At 65.1% G+C, this 18,193-nt stretch carries 17 protein-coding genes; 5 read left to right on the top strand and 12 right to left on the bottom strand.

All coding sequences use genetic code 11. The annotated features are described in order from the left end of the window. Window positions 1-7: 7 nt before the first annotated feature. From ACQR1F_RS27440 to ACQR1F_RS27405, 8 genes are all read right to left on the bottom strand, one after another. On the bottom strand, window positions 8-508 hold the full coding sequence (locus tag ACQR1F_RS27440; protein ID WP_434914190.1) for a FixH family protein: 501 nt from the start codon (window positions 506-508) through the stop codon (window positions 8-10). A gap of 17 nt (window positions 509-525) precedes the next feature. Next, window positions 526-2,007: a cytochrome c oxidase accessory protein CcoG gene (ccoG, locus tag ACQR1F_RS27435; RefSeq protein WP_316183543.1), complete on the bottom strand. Its 1,482-nt coding sequence runs from the start codon at window positions 2,005-2,007 to the stop codon at window positions 526-528. Between the two features lie 111 nt (window positions 2,008-2,118). After that, complete coding sequence (gene ccoP, locus ACQR1F_RS27430) at window positions 2,119-2,991, bottom strand: cytochrome-c oxidase, cbb3-type subunit III (RefSeq protein ID WP_434914189.1); 873 nt, start codon at window positions 2,989-2,991, stop codon at window positions 2,119-2,121. 6 nt (window positions 2,992-2,997) lie between these two features. Next, the gene (locus tag ACQR1F_RS27425) at window positions 2,998-3,162 is read right to left on the bottom strand and encodes a cbb3-type cytochrome oxidase subunit 3 (RefSeq protein ID WP_315802497.1); all 165 of its coding nucleotides are present in this window, start codon (window positions 3,160-3,162) and stop codon (window positions 2,998-3,000) included. Window positions 3,163-3,180: 18 nt separating this feature from the next. After that, window positions 3,181-3,915 (bottom strand): cytochrome-c oxidase, cbb3-type subunit II, encoded by a 735-nt coding sequence (ccoO, locus tag ACQR1F_RS27420; protein WP_315802496.1) that lies wholly within the window; start codon window positions 3,913-3,915, stop codon window positions 3,181-3,183. An 11-nt stretch (window positions 3,916-3,926) separates the two neighbouring features. Beyond that, window positions 3,927-5,573: a cytochrome-c oxidase, cbb3-type subunit I gene (ccoN, locus tag ACQR1F_RS27415; RefSeq protein ID WP_315802495.1), complete on the bottom strand. Its 1,647-nt coding sequence runs from the start codon at window positions 5,571-5,573 to the stop codon at window positions 3,927-3,929. Between the two features lie 271 nt (window positions 5,574-5,844). Beyond that, window positions 5,845-6,270, bottom strand: coding sequence for a CBS domain-containing protein (locus tag ACQR1F_RS27410; protein WP_315802494.1), 426 nt, complete (start codon window positions 6,268-6,270; stop codon window positions 5,845-5,847). Between the two features lie 37 nt (window positions 6,271-6,307). Then, window positions 6,308-7,141, bottom strand: a complete 834-nt coding sequence (locus ACQR1F_RS27405; protein WP_434914188.1) for a universal stress protein — start codon at window positions 7,139-7,141, stop codon at window positions 6,308-6,310. 271 nt (window positions 7,142-7,412) lie between these two features. Between ACQR1F_RS27405 and fixL the strand changes: the two genes are divergently transcribed. The 4 genes from fixL (at window position 7,413) to ACQR1F_RS27385 (ending at window position 10,848) form a co-directional block, all read left to right on the top strand. Next, complete coding sequence (gene fixL, locus ACQR1F_RS27400) at window positions 7,413-8,936, top strand: sensor protein FixL (RefSeq protein ID WP_434914187.1); 1,524 nt, start codon at window positions 7,413-7,415, stop codon at window positions 8,934-8,936. Continuing rightward, window positions 8,929-9,546 carry a response regulator FixJ gene (fixJ, locus tag ACQR1F_RS27395; protein WP_315802492.1) on the top strand — a complete coding sequence of 206 codons (618 nt, stop codon included), beginning with the start codon at window positions 8,929-8,931 and terminating at the stop codon, window positions 9,544-9,546. Before fixL ends, fixJ begins: the two co-directional genes overlap by 8 nt. 77 nt (window positions 9,547-9,623) lie before the next feature. Then, window positions 9,624-10,028: a response regulator gene (locus tag ACQR1F_RS27390; protein WP_316183541.1), complete on the top strand. Its 405-nt coding sequence runs from the start codon at window positions 9,624-9,626 to the stop codon at window positions 10,026-10,028. A gap of 112 nt (window positions 10,029-10,140) precedes the next feature. Continuing rightward, the gene (locus ACQR1F_RS27385; RefSeq protein ID WP_315802551.1) at window positions 10,141-10,848 is read left to right on the top strand and encodes a helix-turn-helix domain-containing protein; all 708 of its coding nucleotides are present in this window, start codon (window positions 10,141-10,143) and stop codon (window positions 10,846-10,848) included. Window positions 10,849-10,862: 14 nt separating this feature from the next. Here ACQR1F_RS27385 and ACQR1F_RS27380 read toward each other — a convergent pair whose 3' ends face one another. The 4 genes from ACQR1F_RS27380 to ACQR1F_RS27365 form a co-directional block, all read right to left on the bottom strand. After that, window positions 10,863-12,188, bottom strand: a complete 1,326-nt coding sequence (locus ACQR1F_RS27380; RefSeq protein WP_434846982.1) for an MFS transporter — start codon at window positions 12,186-12,188, stop codon at window positions 10,863-10,865. 97 nt (window positions 12,189-12,285) lie between these two features. Further along, the gene (locus tag ACQR1F_RS27375; protein ID WP_434914186.1) at window positions 12,286-12,744 is read right to left on the bottom strand and encodes a PRC-barrel domain-containing protein; all 459 of its coding nucleotides are present in this window, start codon (window positions 12,742-12,744) and stop codon (window positions 12,286-12,288) included. A 47-nt stretch (window positions 12,745-12,791) separates the two neighbouring features. Continuing rightward, window positions 12,792-14,993 (bottom strand): amylo-alpha-1,6-glucosidase, encoded by a 2,202-nt coding sequence (locus ACQR1F_RS27370; protein ID WP_316183538.1) that lies wholly within the window; start codon window positions 14,991-14,993, stop codon window positions 12,792-12,794. 72 nt (window positions 14,994-15,065) lie between these two features. Next, window positions 15,066-16,829, bottom strand: a complete 1,764-nt coding sequence (locus tag ACQR1F_RS27365; protein WP_434896004.1) for an ABC transporter ATP-binding protein — start codon at window positions 16,827-16,829, stop codon at window positions 15,066-15,068. 292 nt (window positions 16,830-17,121) lie between these two features. On the opposite strand from ACQR1F_RS27365, the gene ACQR1F_RS27360 reads away from it, so the two are divergent. Next, window positions 17,122-18,192: a glycosyltransferase family 4 protein gene (locus ACQR1F_RS27360; protein WP_434914185.1), complete on the top strand. Its 1,071-nt coding sequence runs from the start codon at window positions 17,122-17,124 to the stop codon at window positions 18,190-18,192. Window position 18,193 lies beyond the last annotated feature (1 nt).

Genomic DNA, 18,193 nt, shown 5'->3' with positions numbered 1-18,193 from the left:
ACGTCCTTCAGTTCAGCAGCACGCGGTTCTTCGACAGGAACAGGCGGCGGCCGCTGGAATCGCCTTCGAGCACGAGGTCCCACTGGCCCGGCGCGATCGCCTCCGCGGTGCCTCGATAGATGCCGCCGCCGATCTCGGCCAGCGCGACCTCCTGGTCGGCGCGCTTGTCGGCCGGACGCTCGAGCCGGCCCTGGAAGGTCAGGCCAGACAGCGGATTGCCGCTCGCATCGCGTGCGTTGACCTGCACCACCGCCGCGCCGCCTGCGCCGCGCTCGATATGCGCCTCGACCTGCCAGCGCCGCGCCTCCTGGGCGCGCGCCGCCGCGATCTCGTTCTCGTAGCCGAGGCTGGCGCTGTAGGCGCTGTCGACCTCGGTGCCTGGCAGGGTCGAGATCGCCGCCGTCATCATGTAGACGTTGACGCCGATCACCGTCCCGAAGAAGGCGAGAAACATCGCGAGCACCATGCCTCCGGTCAGCTGGAAGGAAGGATTGGAACGGCTGGCCATTGACGGGCTCCCTTGCTCTACGGGCTGACGAAATTGTCGGTGGCGGAGGCGACGACGCCGAGACCGATATCCGTCACATGGAACTTCACCGGAATCGACTTCTCGGGATTGCTCTCTTCGGGCGCGGTCACCAGCAGGCGCAGCTCCTCGGTCTGGTCGCGTCCGATCACGATCATCGGCCGGTCCGGGGTCACGGAATCGGCGCCGACGACGTGGACGGCGGCGTTGGCCGGCCCTTCGATGTCGATGGCGATGACGCGATCGAAGCCGTGCTTGTTGAGGACGCGCACCGTATAGGCATTGCGGATCGAGCCGTCGGACAGCTTGATCGCGATCGGGTTGCGATCGTGAAGCACGTTCACCTCGAGCAGCGACCGGGTCGCGAGCTTGTAGACCATGGCACCGCCGACCACGGCGATGATCGCGGCATAGACAATGGTCCGCGGGCGCACGAGCTTGTAGATCGGCGGCTTGCCTTCCTGTCGGCGATGAATGTTGATGTCGTTGTCATAGCCGATCAGCCGCGTCGGGCGGCCGATCTTGGTCATGACGGTATCGCAGGCGTCGATGCAGAGGCCGCACTGGATGCAGTCCATCTGGGCGCCGTCGCGGATGTCGATGCCGGTCGGGCACACCGCCACGCATTGCTTGCAATCGATGCAATCGCCGGCAGGCTGGCCGAGCGCGCGCAATTCGGCGGCCTTCTTGACCGACATGCGGCTCTCGCCGCGGTCATAGCGGTAGGTGACGTTGAGCGCCCATTCATCGGTCAGCGCCGCCTGGATGCGCGGCCACGGGCACATATAAACGCAGACCTGCTCGCGCATGAAGCCGGCGAGCGTGTAGGTCGTCGCGGTCAGGATCGCGATCCAGACATAGGCCAGCATCGGCCCCTGGAAGGTGACGAGATCCTTCACGAGCGTCGGCGCATCGCTGAAATACAGCACCCAGGCGCCGCCGGTCCACCACGCGATCATCAGCCAGATCGAATGCTTGAGCACGAGCTCCGAAATCCGCTCCAGCTTCATCGGGTCGCCGGAGGCATCCTTCTTCATGCGCTCCCGGCGGTCGCCCTCGATCAGGCGCTCGACGGCATAGAACAGGTCGGTCCACACTGTCTGCGGGCACAGATAGCCGCACCAGATGCGGCCGCCGATCGCGTTCATCAGGAACAGGCCGATGGCGGCGATGATCAGGAGGCCGGTGAAGTAGTACACCTCCTGCGGCCACAGCTCGATGAAGAAGAAATAGAAGCGGTGGTTCGGGAAGTCGATCAGCACCGCCTGGTCGGGCGCGCCGAGACCGCGATTCCAGCGCACGAACGGCAGGAAATAATAGACGCCGAGACAGAAGCCCATCAGGCCCCATTTGATCCGGCGGAAAGTGCCCGAGACGCTCTGCGGATAGACCTTCTTGTGCGCAGCATAGAGCGGACCGTAATCGTCCACCTGTTGCAGATCTTGGGGCTGCAGGTCGTCCGGTTTTACCGTCTGGTTCATGGCTGGCGGATCATGGCTGGGGTCTTCTCGCAGTTGCGGCCGAAGGTATGTCCACCTCCGGCCGCTCAGTTGATCCAGCTCAATTGAAGGGAAAGTTCCGTTGGATTTCCGTTACTTTCCGCCGCCCAGCGAGTGGACATAGACCGCCATCGCCTTGATCGTGGTCGGGTCGAGACGGCCCTCCCAGGCCGGCATGACACCGGCGCGACCGTTGGTGATGGTCTCGATCAAGGTCGCCTCGTCGGAGCCGTACAGCCAGATCTTGTCCGTGAGGTTCGGCGCGCCGAGCTCCGGATTGCCCTTGGCGTTGTCGCCATGGCAGGCCGCGCAGTTCTCGGCGAAGATCTTGGCGCCGGCCTTGGCGTCATAGCCCGGCCGGGTCGGCAGGCCCGCCAGCTCGCGGACGTAGTTGGCGACCGTGATGATTTCCGCCGGCTTCAGGACACCGTCCTTGCCGAAGGCGAGCATCTGGCCCTCGCGGGTCTTCGGGTGCCCCGAGCGCACGCCGTACAGCAGGGTCTGCTGGATCTGCTCCAGCGAGCCGCCCCACAGCCAGTCGTCGTCGTTCAGGTTCGGGAAGCCCTTCGCACCGGTCGCGCCGGTACCGTGGCAGGCGGCGCAGTTGTCGCCGAACACGGTCTTGCCCTTGGCACGCGCCAGGGCAAGCATCGCCGGATCCTTCTCGATGTCGGCGAGCGAGGCCGTCGCGAGCGCGGCCATCTTGGCGCCGCGGATCTTCTCGAGATTGGCAAGCTCGACCGCCACGTCCGCACGGGACGAGTAGCCGAACATGCCTTGCGTGTTGCTGGAGATCAGCGGCCAGGCCGGATACACGATCCAGTAGCCGATCGCCCAGACGATGGTGATGTAGAAGGTGATCACCCACCACCGCGGCAGCGGGGTGTTGAGCTCCTTGATGCCGTCCCAGACGTGGCCGGTCGTGGCCGTGCCCGTGACGCTGTCAACTTCGTTGTGGTCAGCCATGATGAATTACTCCTCCCGCAACGGCATGCTCGCCGCCTCGTCGAAAGCGGCCTTGTTGCGAGGCCAGAGGGCATAGGTCACGATCGCGAGGAAAATCGCGACGAAGATCGGGGTCCACAGCGTCGTCACGAGTGACGACGCGATGTTTTCCACTGCAATGATGGGCTTCATGATGCTCGCCTCTCGATCTCAGCGCAGATTGGCTTTTTCGTTGTAGATCTTGAAGTCCACCAGCGTGCCGAGCATCTGCAAGTAGGCCACCAGCGCATCCATTTCAGTCGGCGCACCCGCCTTGCCGTCGAAGTTGCGCACCACCGCCTTCGGATAGCGCTTGACCAGCGCCTCCGCGCCGGCACCGTCCGGATCGACCTGCGCCTTGAGGTCGGCGGCGGCGTTGGCGATCTGGTCGTCGGTGTAGGGCACCCCAACCATCCGCAGCGTCTTCAGATGGTCGGCGATGTTGTCCGCGTCGAGCTCGGTCTCCTTCAGGAAGGGATAGCCGGGCATGATCGACTGCGGAACGATGGCGCGCGGGTTGGTCAGATGGGTGACATGCCAATCGTCGGAGTACTTGTTGCCGACGCGGGCGAGGTCAGGCCCCGTGCGCTTGGAGCCCCACTGGAACGGGTGGTCGTACATGCTCTCCGCGGCGAGCGAGAAGTGGCCGTAACGCTCCACTTCGTCGCGCAGCGGACGAATCATCTGCGAGTGGCAGAGATAGCACCCCTCGCGGACATAGATGTTGCGGCCGGCCAGCTCGAGCGGCGTGTAGGGCCTGACGCCGTCGACCGCCTCGATCGTGCTCTTCAAGTAGAAGAGCGGAGTGATCTCGACGAGGCCGCCGATCGCGACCACCAGCAGGATGCCGATGACCAGGATGATCGAGTTCTTCTCGAAGACTTGGTGTCGTTGCCAGAAAGACATGATTGGTTACCTCACTCCGCCGGCTGAAGGGCGACGGGCGACTGAACTTCTTCCTCACCGACACGGACCGTCATCCAGAGATTGTAGGCCATGATCAGCGAGCCGATGACGAACAGTGCACCGCCGGCTGCGCGGATGATGTAGAAGGGATGCATCGCCTCGACGGTCTCGATGAACGAGTACTCGAGGAAGCCGAGCGCCGTGTAGGACCGCCACATCAGACCCTGCAGGATGCCCGAGACCCACATCGCGGAGATGTAGAGCACGATGCCGAGCGTGGCCGTCCAGAAGTGCCAGTTCACGAGCTTGAGGCTGTAGAGACCCTTGCGGTTCCAGATCCACGGCACCATGCAGTACAATGCGCCGAAGGACACGAAGCCGACCCAGCCGAGCGCACCGGAGTGCACGTGACCGATGGTCCAGTCGGTGTAGTGGCTGAGCGAGTTGACAACCTTGATCGACATCATCGGACCTTCGAAGGTCGACATGCCGTAGAAGGCGACCGACACGACCAGCATGCGCAGCACGGGGTCAGTCCGCAGCTTGTCCCATGCGCCCGACAGCGTCATCAGGCCGTTGATCATGCCGCCCCAGGAGGGCATCCACAGCATGATCGAGAAGGTCATGCCGAGGGTCTGCGTCCAGTCCGGCAGCGCCGTGTAGTGCAGGTGGTGCGGGCCGGCCCAGATATAGAGGAAGATCAGCGCCCAGAAGTGGATGATCGACAGCCGGTAGGAATAGACCGGACGCTCCGCCCGCTTCGGGATGAAGTAGTACATGATGGCGAGGAAGCCGGCGGTCAGGAAGAAGCCGACCGCGTTGTGGCCGTACCACCACTGGAACATCGCATCCTGTATGCCGCCCCAGGCGATGTAGGACTTGGAGCCGAACAGCGACACCGGCAGCGACGGATTGTTGCCGAGATGCAGCATCGCGATCGTGACGATGAAGGCAAGGTAGAACCAGTTCGCCACGTAGATGTGCGGCTCCTTGCGCTTGATGACCGTCACCAGGAACACCAGAAGATAGACCACCCAGACGATGGTGAGCCACAGGTCGGAGTACCACTCCGGCTCGGCATATTCCTTCGACTGCGTAACGCCGAGCAGATAGCCCGTGCCGGCGATCACGATGAAGAAGTTGTAGCCCAGCACCACGAACCACGGCGCGAGGTCGCCGGCCAGACGGGTCCGACAGGTCCGCTGCACGACGTAGAACGAGGTCGCGATCAGCACGTTGCCGCCGAAGGCGAAGATGACCGCCGAGGTGTGCAGCGGGCGCAGGCGACCGAAGCTGATCCATTGCAGATCGAAGTTCAGCGCCGGCCATGCCAATTGCGAGGCAATGATGAGACCGACGGTGAAGCCGGCAATGCCCCAGAACATCGCCATGATCGCGCCGAGCTTGATCGGACCGAGATTGTAGTTCGGTCGGCCATTGATCTCCTGCGGCGGCAGCTCGCCGCGCTCGAAGTAGCGGTTGAGGATGAAGAAGACGGACGCCGCGCTGGCGGCAGCCGCGAGCGAGGCGTGGAACGCGAAGGCCGTATCCAGTGCCTTCGCCGCAGCAAAGACGCACAGGAAGGCGGTGACGGCAAAAGTGAGCGACAAGCCACTTTCGCCGATGGTCATGGATTTTGTGGATGAGGACGCGCTCATGCGGAATCTCGCTGAAAGAACACGAGCCCAGCAACCACAATCGTTCACACGTGGAATTGATCGAAATCAACTTTGCGACCGGCTCGCCGTAAAGACTGGGAATGTTGCAGAACCAGCCGGAGGGAACCAGGACCGCGGCAGAGTACGATCCCGGCGATGCATGATCCGATGCACAGAGCCAGAGAGGCCCGCACGCGGCACACGTGCGGGCCTCATCTCCCAGACGTTGGCACAAGGCCTGAGATCAGGTCTTCAGATCAGGTCCTCGCGATCATTCCTTGGCGGCGGCGGCCAGAGCCCTGACGATATCCTCGCGGGCGACGATCCCGACGACCCTGTTGTCGCCGTCGGTCACGGGCAGGCTGCGGATACGATGCTCGACCATCAGTTGCAGCACGCGCGTCAGCTTCGTATCCGGCCGGACATAGATGAACTCGGATGTCATCACGTCGGCGACCGTCCGGTTCATCAGGTCCGTATAGCGCGGCAGCATCTGATTTGGCGTGAAGGCAAAGCATTTCAGCACGTCGAACTTGGTGACGATGCCGATCACCTCGTCATTCTCGACGACGGGGTAGGTGTTGAAATCGTCGCGGTCGAACATCTCGCCGAGCTCGCGGATCGTCGTCTCCCGGGTCACGGTCGTGACGTTCCGCGTCATGTAGTTGCCGGCGGTTTCCTCGAGAAATCTGTACAAGGCGGCAATCCTGTTCTCGAATGGAGCGGGTCGAATTTCAGTGCGACAGCAGAACGCAACGCTCGCTGCGCGTCATCAGATGTTCGGTGACCCCGCCGAGCACGAGCTCGCGGAATCGGGAATGGCCATAGGCGCCCGCCACGACGAGACCGGCCGAAACATCGGCGGCGACGGCGTCGAGCGTAGCCGCAACGTTGCGCCCCGGCCCCGGTTCCGCGATGCGCGCCGATGCGACGATCTTGTGACGGCCGAGCCATGCGACAACGTCCGCAAGACGCGCCTCGCAGGCGTCATATTCCGAGGTGTTCTCCGGGATCTCGGCGACCACGACGCCGCTCGCCCTGGCGAGCAGCGGCAGGGCATCGGCCAAGGCGCGGCGCGCCTCCGGTGTCTCCTTCCAGGCCACCAGCACGGTCCCGAGATCGAGGCTGCTGACGCTGTCCGGCACCACGAGCAGCGGGCGCCCGGCCTGCATGACAAGATCCTTGGGATTGGCCACCGCGAACGCATCGGACACCCCGGGTGGCACGCCGCCGGTGACGAGAATGTCGGCGGCACGGGCCTGCGCCAGCACGTAGCGCGCGGGGAAATCCACGGCGCTGCGCCAGCTCAACGACGCAGCCCGGTCACCCACTGCGGTGCGGAACTCCTGCTCGAGCTCGGCCAGTCGATTCCGCAGCGCGGCCTCACCCTGCTCGATCAGATCCTGCGCCTGCTCGCCGGTCGTGAAGTACAGCGGCGGCGCGAATTCCGCGGCCGCAACGCCGATGACAGCTGCGTCAAAGCGCGCCGCCAGGTCGGCCGCGACCCGAAGGCGGGCCTCATTCGGCTGACTGAGCGCAAGGCTCACCATGACAGTCGCGAACGTCATCCCGCCTCTCCAAACATTGCTTCCATGCAACTCTTAGAGGTGAAATCGCCTGCCGTGATGAGATAGATCAAGGTGCGGCGCGGGAGCATGGACGGCAGGACACCGTTGCAACCCGACCCAGGATCGGAGAAAGCCTTGAATTGTCGAACCAAAGTTTAAGTCGGCCCGGGTTGCAACGGCGCAATCTGGTATAGGATACCGCGGTGGTCGGCCTCCCGGCTGCGGCGGTAACGGCGAATCGGATAACGGCGAATCGATCAAAGGCTTCGAATTGCGCGACTTCACCCACCCCTTCCCGGATGCATCCGCCAGGCCCGAGGACGCTCCCGAGGACGCTCGGAGGCTGGGCTTCGGCGCGTGGGATCTCGATCTGGCCTCGGGCGAGTTCTACTGGTCGGTGACGACGCGGAAGCTGTTCGGCGTGGCGGCCGATCAGCCGGTGACCTACGGCTCCTTCCTGGCGCTGCTCGCGCCCGAGGATCGCGCGCCGGTCGAGGCGGCGATCGAGGATTCGCGCCATCGGAGCACCGGATTCGACATGTCGTTCAAGGTGTCCGGCGGCGGGCACTGGATTCGCGTGCTTGCCGGCGTGGTGTCCGACGAGGCCGGCACGCCGCATCATCTGCGCGGCATCGCCCTCGACATCGACCAGGAGAAGCGGCTGGAGGAGACGCTGCGGCTGCGCGAACAGCATTTCCGCTCGATCCTGGACACCGTGCCGGACGCGATGATCGTGATCGACGGCAGCGGCACGATCCAGTTCTTCAGCTCCGCGGCGGAGCGGATGTTCGGCCTCACCGAGGCAGAAGCGGTCGGCCTTGACGTCAGCGAATTGATGCCCGAGCCGGACCGCTCGCGCCATGCCGGCTACCTCACCCGCTACCATGCCAGCCGCGAGCGCCGCATCATCGGCATCGGCCGCATCGTGACGGGCCGCCGCCGCGACGGGTCGACATTCCCGATGCACCTGTCGATCGGCGAGATGCAGTCCGGCGGCAAGCCCTATTTCACCGGCTTCGCCCATGATCTCACCGAGCATCAGCAGACGCAGGCACGGCTGCGCGAACTGCAGTCGGAGCTGGTCCACGTGTCGCGTCTCAGCGCCATGGGCGAGATGGCCTCGGCGCTGGCGCATGAGCTGAACCAGCCGCTCGCGGCGATCAGCAATTACATGAAAGGCTCGCGCCGGCTGCTGGCCGGCAGCAGCGATCCGAACACACCCAAGATCGAGAGCGCGATGGAGCGCGCCGCCGAGCAGGCGATTCGCGCCGGCCAGATCATCCGCCGTCTGCGCGACTTCGTCTCGCGCGGCGAATCGGAGAAGCGGGTCGAGAGCCTGTCGAAGCTGATCGAGGAAGCCGGCGCGCTCGGCCTTTCCGGCGCCCGCGAGCAGAACGTCCAGCTGCGCTTCCAACTCAATCCGGATGCCGATCTCGTGCTCGCCGACCGGGTCCAGATCCAGCAGGTCCTGGTCAATCTGTTCCGCAATGGGCTTGAGGCGATGTCTCATTCCGCACGCCGCGAGCTCAGTGCGACGAATCGCAAGATCAGCGACGACTTGATCGAGGTTGCGGTGTCCGATACCGGAACGGGATTCCACGACGACGTCATGCCCAACCTCTTCAAGACCTTCTTCACCACCAAGGACACCGGAATGGGAGTCGGCCTCTCGATCAGCCGGTCCATCATCGAGGCCCATGGCGGGCGCATGTGGGCCGAGAACAACGAAGCGGGCGGCGCGACGTTCCGCTTCACCCTGCCGGCTGCCCCAACCAAGGTTGAGCACGATGGCTGAACAGGCCAAGGTCTATGTGATCGACGACGACGAGGCGATGCGGGACTCGCTGAACTTCCTGCTCGATTCATCAGGCTTTGACGTCACGCTGTTCGAGAACGCGGAGGTCTTCCTCGGCCGACTGCCGATGCTCCCTTTCGGCTGCGTCGTCTCGGACGTGCGGATGCCCGGCATCGATGGCATCGAGCTGCTCAAGCGCATGAAGGCCGCCGGCAGCAGCTTTCCGATCCTGGTGATGACCGGCCATGGCGATGTGCCGCTCGCGGTCGAAGCGATGAAGCTCGGCGCGATCGATTTTCTGGAGAAGCCGTTCGAGGACGAGCGACTGGTCGCCATGATCGAAACGGCAATCCAGCAGGCCGAGCCGGCCGCGAAGAACGAATCGGTCACGCAGGACATCCTGGCGCGCGTCGCCAGCCTGAGCCCCCGGGAGCGCCAGGTGATGGATGGGCTGATGGCCGGCCTCTCCAACAAGCTGATCGCGCGCGAATACGACATCAGCCCGCGCACCATCGAGGTCTACAGGGCCAACGTGATGACCAAGATGGGAGCGAACAGCCTCTCTGAGCTGGTGCGTCTGGCGATGCGCGCAGGCGCGCTGAAGGATTGAGCTAGATCAAGCTACCTTGACAGAATCGAGTGTTATGTTGTGCCTCGGTTCAACATCACATTCTCGCGGCACGTGCGATGTCGGCTCACACAAAACTCACGGTCTACGTGGCCGACGACGATGCTGATGTCCTCGGCTCGCTGCGCTTTCTGCTGGAGGCCGACGGCTTCGACGTGCGCACGTTTCGCAGCGGCACCGCGCTGCTCAAGGCGTCCGATCATGCGACCGTCGACTGCTTCGTGGTCGACTACAAGATGCCGGAGATCAACGGGGTCGAGCTCGCCGAACGGTTGCGTCAGCAGGGAGCCACCGCTCCGGTGGTGCTGATCACCGGCCATTACGATGACCGGCTTGCGGCGCGTGCGGCGGCCGTCGGAATCCAGGATTTCCTGCTCAAGCCGCTGCTCGACGACAATCTGGTGAAGCGGATCCGCAAGGCGATCGCCAACGACCATTCGGGTACCGCCCAGCGCGTCGTCTGACCCGGCCGGCCTACGTACATCTACGTAAGGGACCCCCCTTAAGATAACGGCCGAAATGTCCTTAACGGGAGCCGCAATGTACCACATCGCCATCCGCCGCAAGGAGATGGTCATGCTCAATCAGTCGATTACCCACCCGGTCGTCACCACCAACGCCCCCCACGCCGTCCCCTCTGCTGTCGTCCCTTCTCCTGCCGCCAATCCCTTTGCCGAGATCACCGGTCATGCCGGGCTGATCGCCAGCGAGTTCTCCTACAAGAAGGACGAGGAGATCTATGGCGAGGACGAGCCGGCCGAGTACGTCTACCAGGTGATCTCCGGCGCCGTTCGCAGCTACAAGCTGCTCTCCGACGGCCGCCGCCAGATCGGCGCCTTCCATCTTCCCGGTGACGTTTTCGGCCTCGAATTCGGCTCGATGCACCGTCTCGCCGCCGAAGCCATCATCGACACCACCGTGCGCCTGGTGAAGCGCCGCAGCCTCGAACAGGCCGCAGGTGTCGACGTCGCGGTCGCCCGCAAGCTCTGGACCATGACGGCCGGCGATCTCCGCCATGCCGAGGACCACATGCTGCTGCTGGGCCGCAAGACCGCGATGGAGCGCGTCGCGACCTTCCTGCTCGAGATGGACCGCCGCCTCGCCGTCGCCGGCATGATGGCGCTGCCGATGTGCCGCCGCGATATCGGCGACTATCTCGGCCTGACCCTGGAGACCGTGTCGCGCGCGCTGTCGCAGTTGCACAGCCAGGGCGTTCTCGGTTTCTCCGGTGCCCGCCAGATCGTGCTGCGCAACCGCCAGCGCCTGCGCAGCATGGACGCCTGAGGCGCCCTGCCCGTTCATGCCCTGCGCTCGCGCTGCCCGGTCTCCGGCATCAAGAGCGCGATCAAGAGAAGACCTGTCAGCGCCACGCCTGACAGACCCATGAATGCAGTGGCGCTGCCGTAGCGGTCGCTGGCGAAGCCGGCGACCACGGTGGACAGCGATCCGCCGATCCCGGATGCCGTCCCGACAATTCCCTGCGCCAGATTGAAATGTCCGCTGCCGAAGGCGACGTCGGCCACCGTCAGCGGAATCATGACGGCGAACACGGCCGCCGTGACACCGTCGAAGATCTGCACCGCCACCAGCACGTAGGGATCGTGCACGACCGCGAACAGCGCGCCGCGCGTCGCGAGCGCGGCAAACCCCAGCATCAGCAGCGGCCTGCGGCCCCATTGCTGCGCGACCGCGCCGACCGAAGGCGAGGTCAGCGCCACGATCGCCTGCGGCACCACGATGCAGAACGCGATCAGCATCGGCGCCCACTCGCTCGATTTCGTCGTCACCACGCCGGCCATCAGCGGCAGCATCGCCGCATTGGCGAGCTGCAGCAGGAACACGCCGAGCGCGAAGACGAGCAGCGCGCGCTGGCGCAGCAGGCCGAGCAGGTTCGACAGCCGCGCGACCTCCTTGTCCTCGTGATCGGCCTGGCCGTGCGCCCGCGCGACGTCGATCTCGCGCTCGCGGATGCGCGACAGCGCGATCAGCGTCGGAAAGGCGAGAATGAAGGTGACCAGGAACACGGCGCGGCTGGACAGCAGATAGCCGCAGGTGCCCATCACGGCCGCAGCCACGCCGTTGCCGAGCGACGCGAACCGCGCATTGCGGCCGAGCCGCTCCGCCATGCCGCGCGGCCCGACCAGGCCGAGGCTGATCGCCGCGATCGCAGGTCCGAGCACGCAGCTCGCCGCCGCATGCAGCGTCGCGGCACCCGCGACCACGGGAAAGATCGGCCAAGCGGCATAGGCGAGCGCGCAGCAGCCGATGGTCGCGATGGCCAGACCGGCGACGCGGCGCTCGGACCGGGCCGCATCGATGATCGCGCCGCCCGGCATCTGCCCGATCAGCCCGACGATGCCGCCGATCGACAGCACCAGGCCGATCTGGGCCTGCGTCCATTTCTGCGTCGTCAGATAGACCGCGATGAAGGGACCGAAGCCGGTCTGCACATCGGCCAGGAAGAAGATGAACCAGTCCAGCCCGCGCAGGCTCTGCCGCGACGGCGCAGGTCTCGCAATCGTCGGGCCATGATCCTGCCCTGCATCCGGACGCGCGCCCGCCTCTGCCGCGCCGTCAGGCTCGGGCTCCCGGTCAGGTGATCTCGACGGCCGTGCAATCGGCATGGCTTTCTATTCTCAACTCATGAGGCTGACGGGACAGAACATCCCCCACCGTGTTCCGCTGCACGCGCAGGCCGGACCGGCAATCTCACGCATCAACTCAATGATCGAAATCCCAGGGTGACAGCTTGCCGGACGCGCCGAGCACGACGACGGGCTTGTCCTCCTTGTATTCGGGCGCGGCCTTCACCTGCTCCTTGGTAAGGTCGAGCGTGACCTGGTCGCTCTTCTCCGCGATGTGCTTGAAGTCGAGCGCGGTCCAGTCGACCACGATCTTGCGGCTGCCGACGCCGAGGAAGCCGCCGAAATCGATCACCGCGGCGCGCACCGTCCCGGTGGGATCGACGATGACATCGACGATGTGGCCCATGTCCTCGCCGGTCGAGCTGCGCACGTCGCGGCCGAGCACGCCATGCGCATCGCGCGCGCCGAGGATCGTGACCGAGGGCGGCGGTGCCGGCTCCTTTGCGGGCGCCGCTGCGTCCCTGGCAGGCGGTGTCGGCGACGGCTGCTGCGCGTGCCCATGGGTCGCATGCAGACCGATCAGCAGCGGCAGCATGACGAGGCAACTGCGAGCAGCCCGGCGAAGAGTGTGTTTCAGCGCCATCATTGCGCCAGCACCAGCGAGACCTGGATCTGACCGCGCCGCCGCAGCACCTCCATCGAGATATCCTCGCCGTGGCGGCGAATGCGCAGGTCGATCGTCGAGCTGCCGAGCCGGAGATCGCGCAGCACAACCCAGTCGAGGAAAGGCGGCAGCCGCGGATTGCGCAGACGGATCTGGCCGCGCTCGGCGTCGAACTCGAGTCCGAGGGCCGCTTCGAGCAAGGTGAACGGCGTCGCGCTGGCCCAGGCCTGCGGCGCGCAGGCCACCGGATAGAGCGTCGGGCCGCGATGCTTCTCCCGCCGGAAGCCGCAGAACAGCTCCGGCAGCCGGCGCAGATCCATGTAGGACGCCGCTTCGAACAGGCCGCCGAACACCTGCTCAACCGCATGCTTGAGGCCATAGCGCGACAGGCCGAGCGCAATCAGCGCGTTGTCATGCGGCCAGATCGATCCATCGTGATAGGACATCGGATTGTAGCGCGCTTCGCCGCAGGCCACGGTGCGGATGCCCCAGCCCGAGAAGAAATGCGGCCGCAGCAGGTCAGCGGCGAGCTTGCGGGCGCGGTCCTCGCGCACCATGCCGCTGAACAGGAGCTGCCCCGCGTTGGACGTCCGCACCCGGCACGGCTGCTTGTGGCCGTCGAGCGCCAGCGCATAGGTGTTCAGATCCTCGCACCAGAAGGCGTCCTCGAACCGTTCCGCGAGACGGGCGGCCTCGGCCTGGAGCCGGTCCGCCATCTCGGCCTTGCCGAGCCGACGGGCGCAACGCGCCGCCAGCTGCTTGCCGGCAAAGACATAGCCCTGCACCTCCGCAAGCGCGATGTAACCTTCCGCGAGGCGGCCGTCGGCATGGAACACCGCGTCGTAGGAATCCTTCCAGCCCTGGTTGGCGAGGCCCTGCTCGGAGGCGCGCTGATATTCGACGAAGCCGTCGCGATCGGGATCGCCGGGTCCGTCGATCCAGCGCAACGCCAGCTCGATCGCCGGCCAAAGCTCGCGCAGGGTGTCGATGTCGCCGGTGCGCTCGATGTAGAGGCCGGCGAGCAGCACGAACAGCGGGGTGGAGTCGACGCTGCCGTAGTAGCAGGCGAACGGCACCTCGCGCAGCGCCGCCATCTCGCCGCCGCGCATCTCGTGCAGGATCTTGCCGGGCTCGGCATCGGCCAGCGGATCGGTCGTGCGCGCCTGATGCACCGCGAGCCGGCGCAGCACGCCGCGGGCGATGCGCGGATCGACCCACAGCATCTGCATCGCCGTGATCAGCCCGTCGCGGCCGAACGTCGTCGAGTACCAGGGAATGCCGGCATAAGGATAACGTCCTTCCGGCGTGTCGGTCATCAGGATGTTGAGGTCGGCCGCCGCCTGGCACAGCACCTCGTTGAGGATGTCGTTGGAGGTCTCGATGGTGGTGGCGCCGTGCGTGCAGCGGCGCATCTCGCGCCGATGGGCGAGCAGGCTGCGGAAGAAGCGCCCCGGCCGCTCGCCGGCCTTGGCGTTGCACATCACGGCCACGAACAGGGACGCAGATTCCTGCGGCGCAAGATCGAAATGATAGGTCGCGACATTGGTGGTGAGACTGGTCGGACGCGGATCAAAGCTCATATCCGTGGTGCGTGTGACATTGTCCAGCCCACGATAGTGAAGCACGACCTCGCCTGGATCGACCAGCCGGCTCGAGCCGACCCCGCGGCGGGGCCGCACCGAGCCCCGCACCTCGAACAGGTCGGCAAAATCGTTGTCGAACGTGAGCTTGAGATCGAAGCTGGCGTGGCGATCACCATGGTTCTGCAGCCCGATGCGCTGATAGGCCGTGCCGTGCCAGAGAAAGATCGTCCGCACGATGTGCAGCATGTCCTTCGGCAGCACCAGGCGGCCCTGGCTGTAGATGTCGGGATTGGTGAGATCGACGGTCAGCGCGGAGTTGTCGTCACGCAGGCTCGAGCCGAGCAGCAGGGGCTGAACGTCGTCCAGCGTCAATTCGAGGCGCGCGAGATAGCGCGTATCGGCGTTGAAGAGACCGTCCGGTCCGCCGGCCGAGGCGCCGATGTCGCCATGGCCGTCGAGGACGATGAACGTATCGTCATGCTTGAGCGAGCGCCGCGGCCGTGCCGCCGGCCCCGTCATGGGAATGTAGAACGGCTGCTCGGCAGGCTCGTCCGTCCGGGTGATCAACGACAGTGTGCTTGCGACTTCGGCGGACATGTTGGCCTCATGCGATATTGAAGTGCCCGGACAACCGAGAGTGCACGTTCTCGACGCGATCCGACGCAACGATCAGGCGGCGAACTTGGCGAGCCGGTTCATCTCCTGGGTCACGAGGTCCCGATACGGGCCCTCGTCCTGCATCAGCCGGTCGGGCGCGCCGTCCTCGATGATCCTGCCCGATTTCAGCACCACCACGCGGTCAAAATTCCGCAAGGTCGCGAGGCGGTGCGCGATCGCGATGACGGTGCGGCCGCGCATCAGGCGGCTCAACGCCTCACGGATGGCCTCCTCGGACTCGCTGTCGAGCGCTGCCGTCGCCTCGTCGAGCAGCAGGATCGGCGCATCCTTGAGGAAGGCCCGCGCGATCGCGATGCGCTGGCGCTGCCCGCCCGACAGCTTGACGCCGCGATCGCCGACCATCGTCTGCAACCCTTCCGGCAGCGTCTCGACGAAGTCGCAGCGCGCCGCGATCGCCGCCCGCAGCACCTCGTCGTCGGTCGCACTCGGACGTCCGTAGCGGATGTTCTCCAGGATGGAGCGATGGAACAGCGAGATGTCCTGCGGCACCACCGAGATCGCCTCGCGCAGGCTCTGCTGGGTGACCTTGGCGATGTCCTGGCCGTCGATCGTGATGTGACCGGCTTGCGGATCATAGAACCGTTGCAGCAGCGTGAACAGGCTCGACTTGCCGCCGCCGGACTGACCGACCAGGCCGACGCGCTGGCCGGGCTGCAGCCGCAGCGTGAAATTCTCGAACAGCTTGTGGCCGCCCGGATAGTGGAAGGTGATGTTGTCGAACGCGATCGCCGCGCCGCTCCTGACCAGCGGCTCGGCCTCGGGGTGATCGCGCAGCTCGTGCGGCTGCAACAGGGTCGCGATCGCCTCGCTCATGCGCGCCACATGCTGGGTGACGTCGACCAGCGCGACCGCGAGATCGCGCGTCGCGTTGAGAATGCAAAGGCCGAGCGTGCAGACCAGCACGACGTCGCCGGTCGTCGCCCCGCCCCGCTGCCACAGCGAAATCGCCCAGGCCATGAGCGCGACCGTCAGCACGATCGTCACCGTGGCGTGCAGAATGCGCAGCTTCTCGAGGTAGCGGAGACTGCGCCCCCGCGCCTCGAGCTCCCTGTCGATGGTCGCGTCGAACCGGTCGTGCTCGTGGCGCAGGCCGCAGAAGGCGCGCACCAGCGGCATGTTCGAGATCACGTCGACCATCTCGCCGTCGACCATGGCCGCCTTGTCGGCGAAATCGTCATGCAGCGGCTTGCCGGCGGCGGCCAGACGGAACATCGCCACCACCATCATGGCCGCGATCAGCAGCAGGCCGATCGCCATCGGACCGCTCACGGTTCCGATCAGGCAGATGGCCGCGACCGTGGCGAGGCATGGCGGCAGCACGTTCCACATGAACATGTTCTCGACGGTGAACACCGCGTTCGACGTGGCCGTGATCCGGCTCGACAACATTCCCGGCAGGCGATCGCCGAAATAGCTCGGCGCATGCCCGGTGAGATGACGGAAGATGTCGCGCCGTAGATCTCCGGTCACGCGCACGAAGGTAAAGCTCGCGATCCAGCTCGCGACGCGCCAGAGAATGTTGTCGGTCGCAATCAGCGCCATCAGCAGCACGAACGCGGCCCAGACATTGCTGTCACGCGACGGCCCGGAGGAGAGAGCGTCGACGAGCGACTTCACACCATATTGCGTGCCCACCGAGCAGGCAACTGCACCGACGACGGACAGCACAATGATGAGATGCGCTGCAGGGCGCCTCATGAGATAGCGCAACACGAACGGAAACGGCCGGTGCGCGTAGCCTGAAAGCTGATCCATGATCTTCCCATTGAGATGAGCGCGTCGTTGCGACACCTGTTGCGGCGAGTTGAACGATGAACAGTTTGTCCGGTTCCTTGCGCTGCCGCGCTGCAACCCTGCCCTTCGACAATGACGGCAGCAGCGTTGAGGATCAGGGATGGCATCAATGAGACGCCGAGGAACACGTTGTGTCGAAGAAAGAGTGATCAGGGCAAGGGAACTTCGCACATGCGACAACGTTCCCGCTTCGGCAGTGCCGGTGCCATTCGGTAGGGGGCTTCATCCATGATCACGAATAGGAGACGACGAGATGCGCATTGCGCAGGTAGCTCCATTGACGGAGGCTGTGCCTCCGAAGCTCTACGGCGGCACTGAGCGGGTCGTTCATTGGTTGACCGAGGAGCTCGTGGCCCTCGGACACGACGTCACCCTGTTCGCCAGCGGCGATTCGCAGACGTCGGCGAAACTCTCTCCGACATGGCCGAAGGCTCTGCGCCTCGACGGCTCGGTAAGGGATCCGAACGCGCTTCACATGGTGATGCTCGAAAACGTACGGCAGCAATGCGACGACGAACAGTTCGACATCCTGCACTTCCATCTCGATTACTACCCGTTCTCCCTGTTCCACCGGCAACCCACCCCCTTCCTCACAACCCTGCACGGCCGGCTCGACCTGCCGGAGCATCAGCCGGTATTTTCGGTCTTCAAGGATGTTCCCGTCGTCTCGATCTCGGACTCGCAGCGCCGACCGGTGCCGAATGCGAACTGGGTGCGCACCGTGCTGCATGGGCTTCCCGAACGGCTGCTGATGCCCAAGCCTGTGACGCCGAGCTATCTGGCCGTGCTCGGACGCATCGCCCCGGAAAAGGGAGTCGACCGCGCCATCAAGATCGCGATGCGCTGTGGGATTCCGCTGAAGATCGCCGCCAAGGTCGACCGCGCCGACCAGGATTACCACGACGAGCTGATCCATCCCCTGATCAAGGACAATCCCTTGGTCGACTATATCGGCGAGATCGGCGACCACGAGAAACCGGAATTCCTGTCCGGTGCGCTCGGCCTGTTGCTGCCGATCGATTGGCCGGAGCCGTTCGGCCTGGTGATGATCGAATCGATGGCCTGCGGCACGCCCGTGATCGCCTACAATCGCGGCTCGGTTCCCGAGGTGATCGACGACGGCGTGACCGGCTTCGTCGTCGAGGACGAGCTTAGCGCGGTCGCAGCGGTCAATCGCCTGTCCGGCCTGAGCCGCGCCCGCGTGCGCGAGCAGTTCGAACGCCGCTTCACCGCACGCCGCATGGCGCTCGACTATCTCGCGGCGTATCGCAGCCTGATCGAGATGGCGGAGCCGCGCATCCGTCTCGTCAGCAGCGCTGAATAAG

This window comes from Bradyrhizobium sp. HKCCYLS3013, assembly GCF_051167615.1.
Classification (GTDB): domain Bacteria; phylum Pseudomonadota; class Alphaproteobacteria; order Rhizobiales; family Xanthobacteraceae; genus Bradyrhizobium.
Note: the sequence above shows the minus strand (reverse complement) of the source record. Positions and strands in the feature narration are given on the sequence as shown.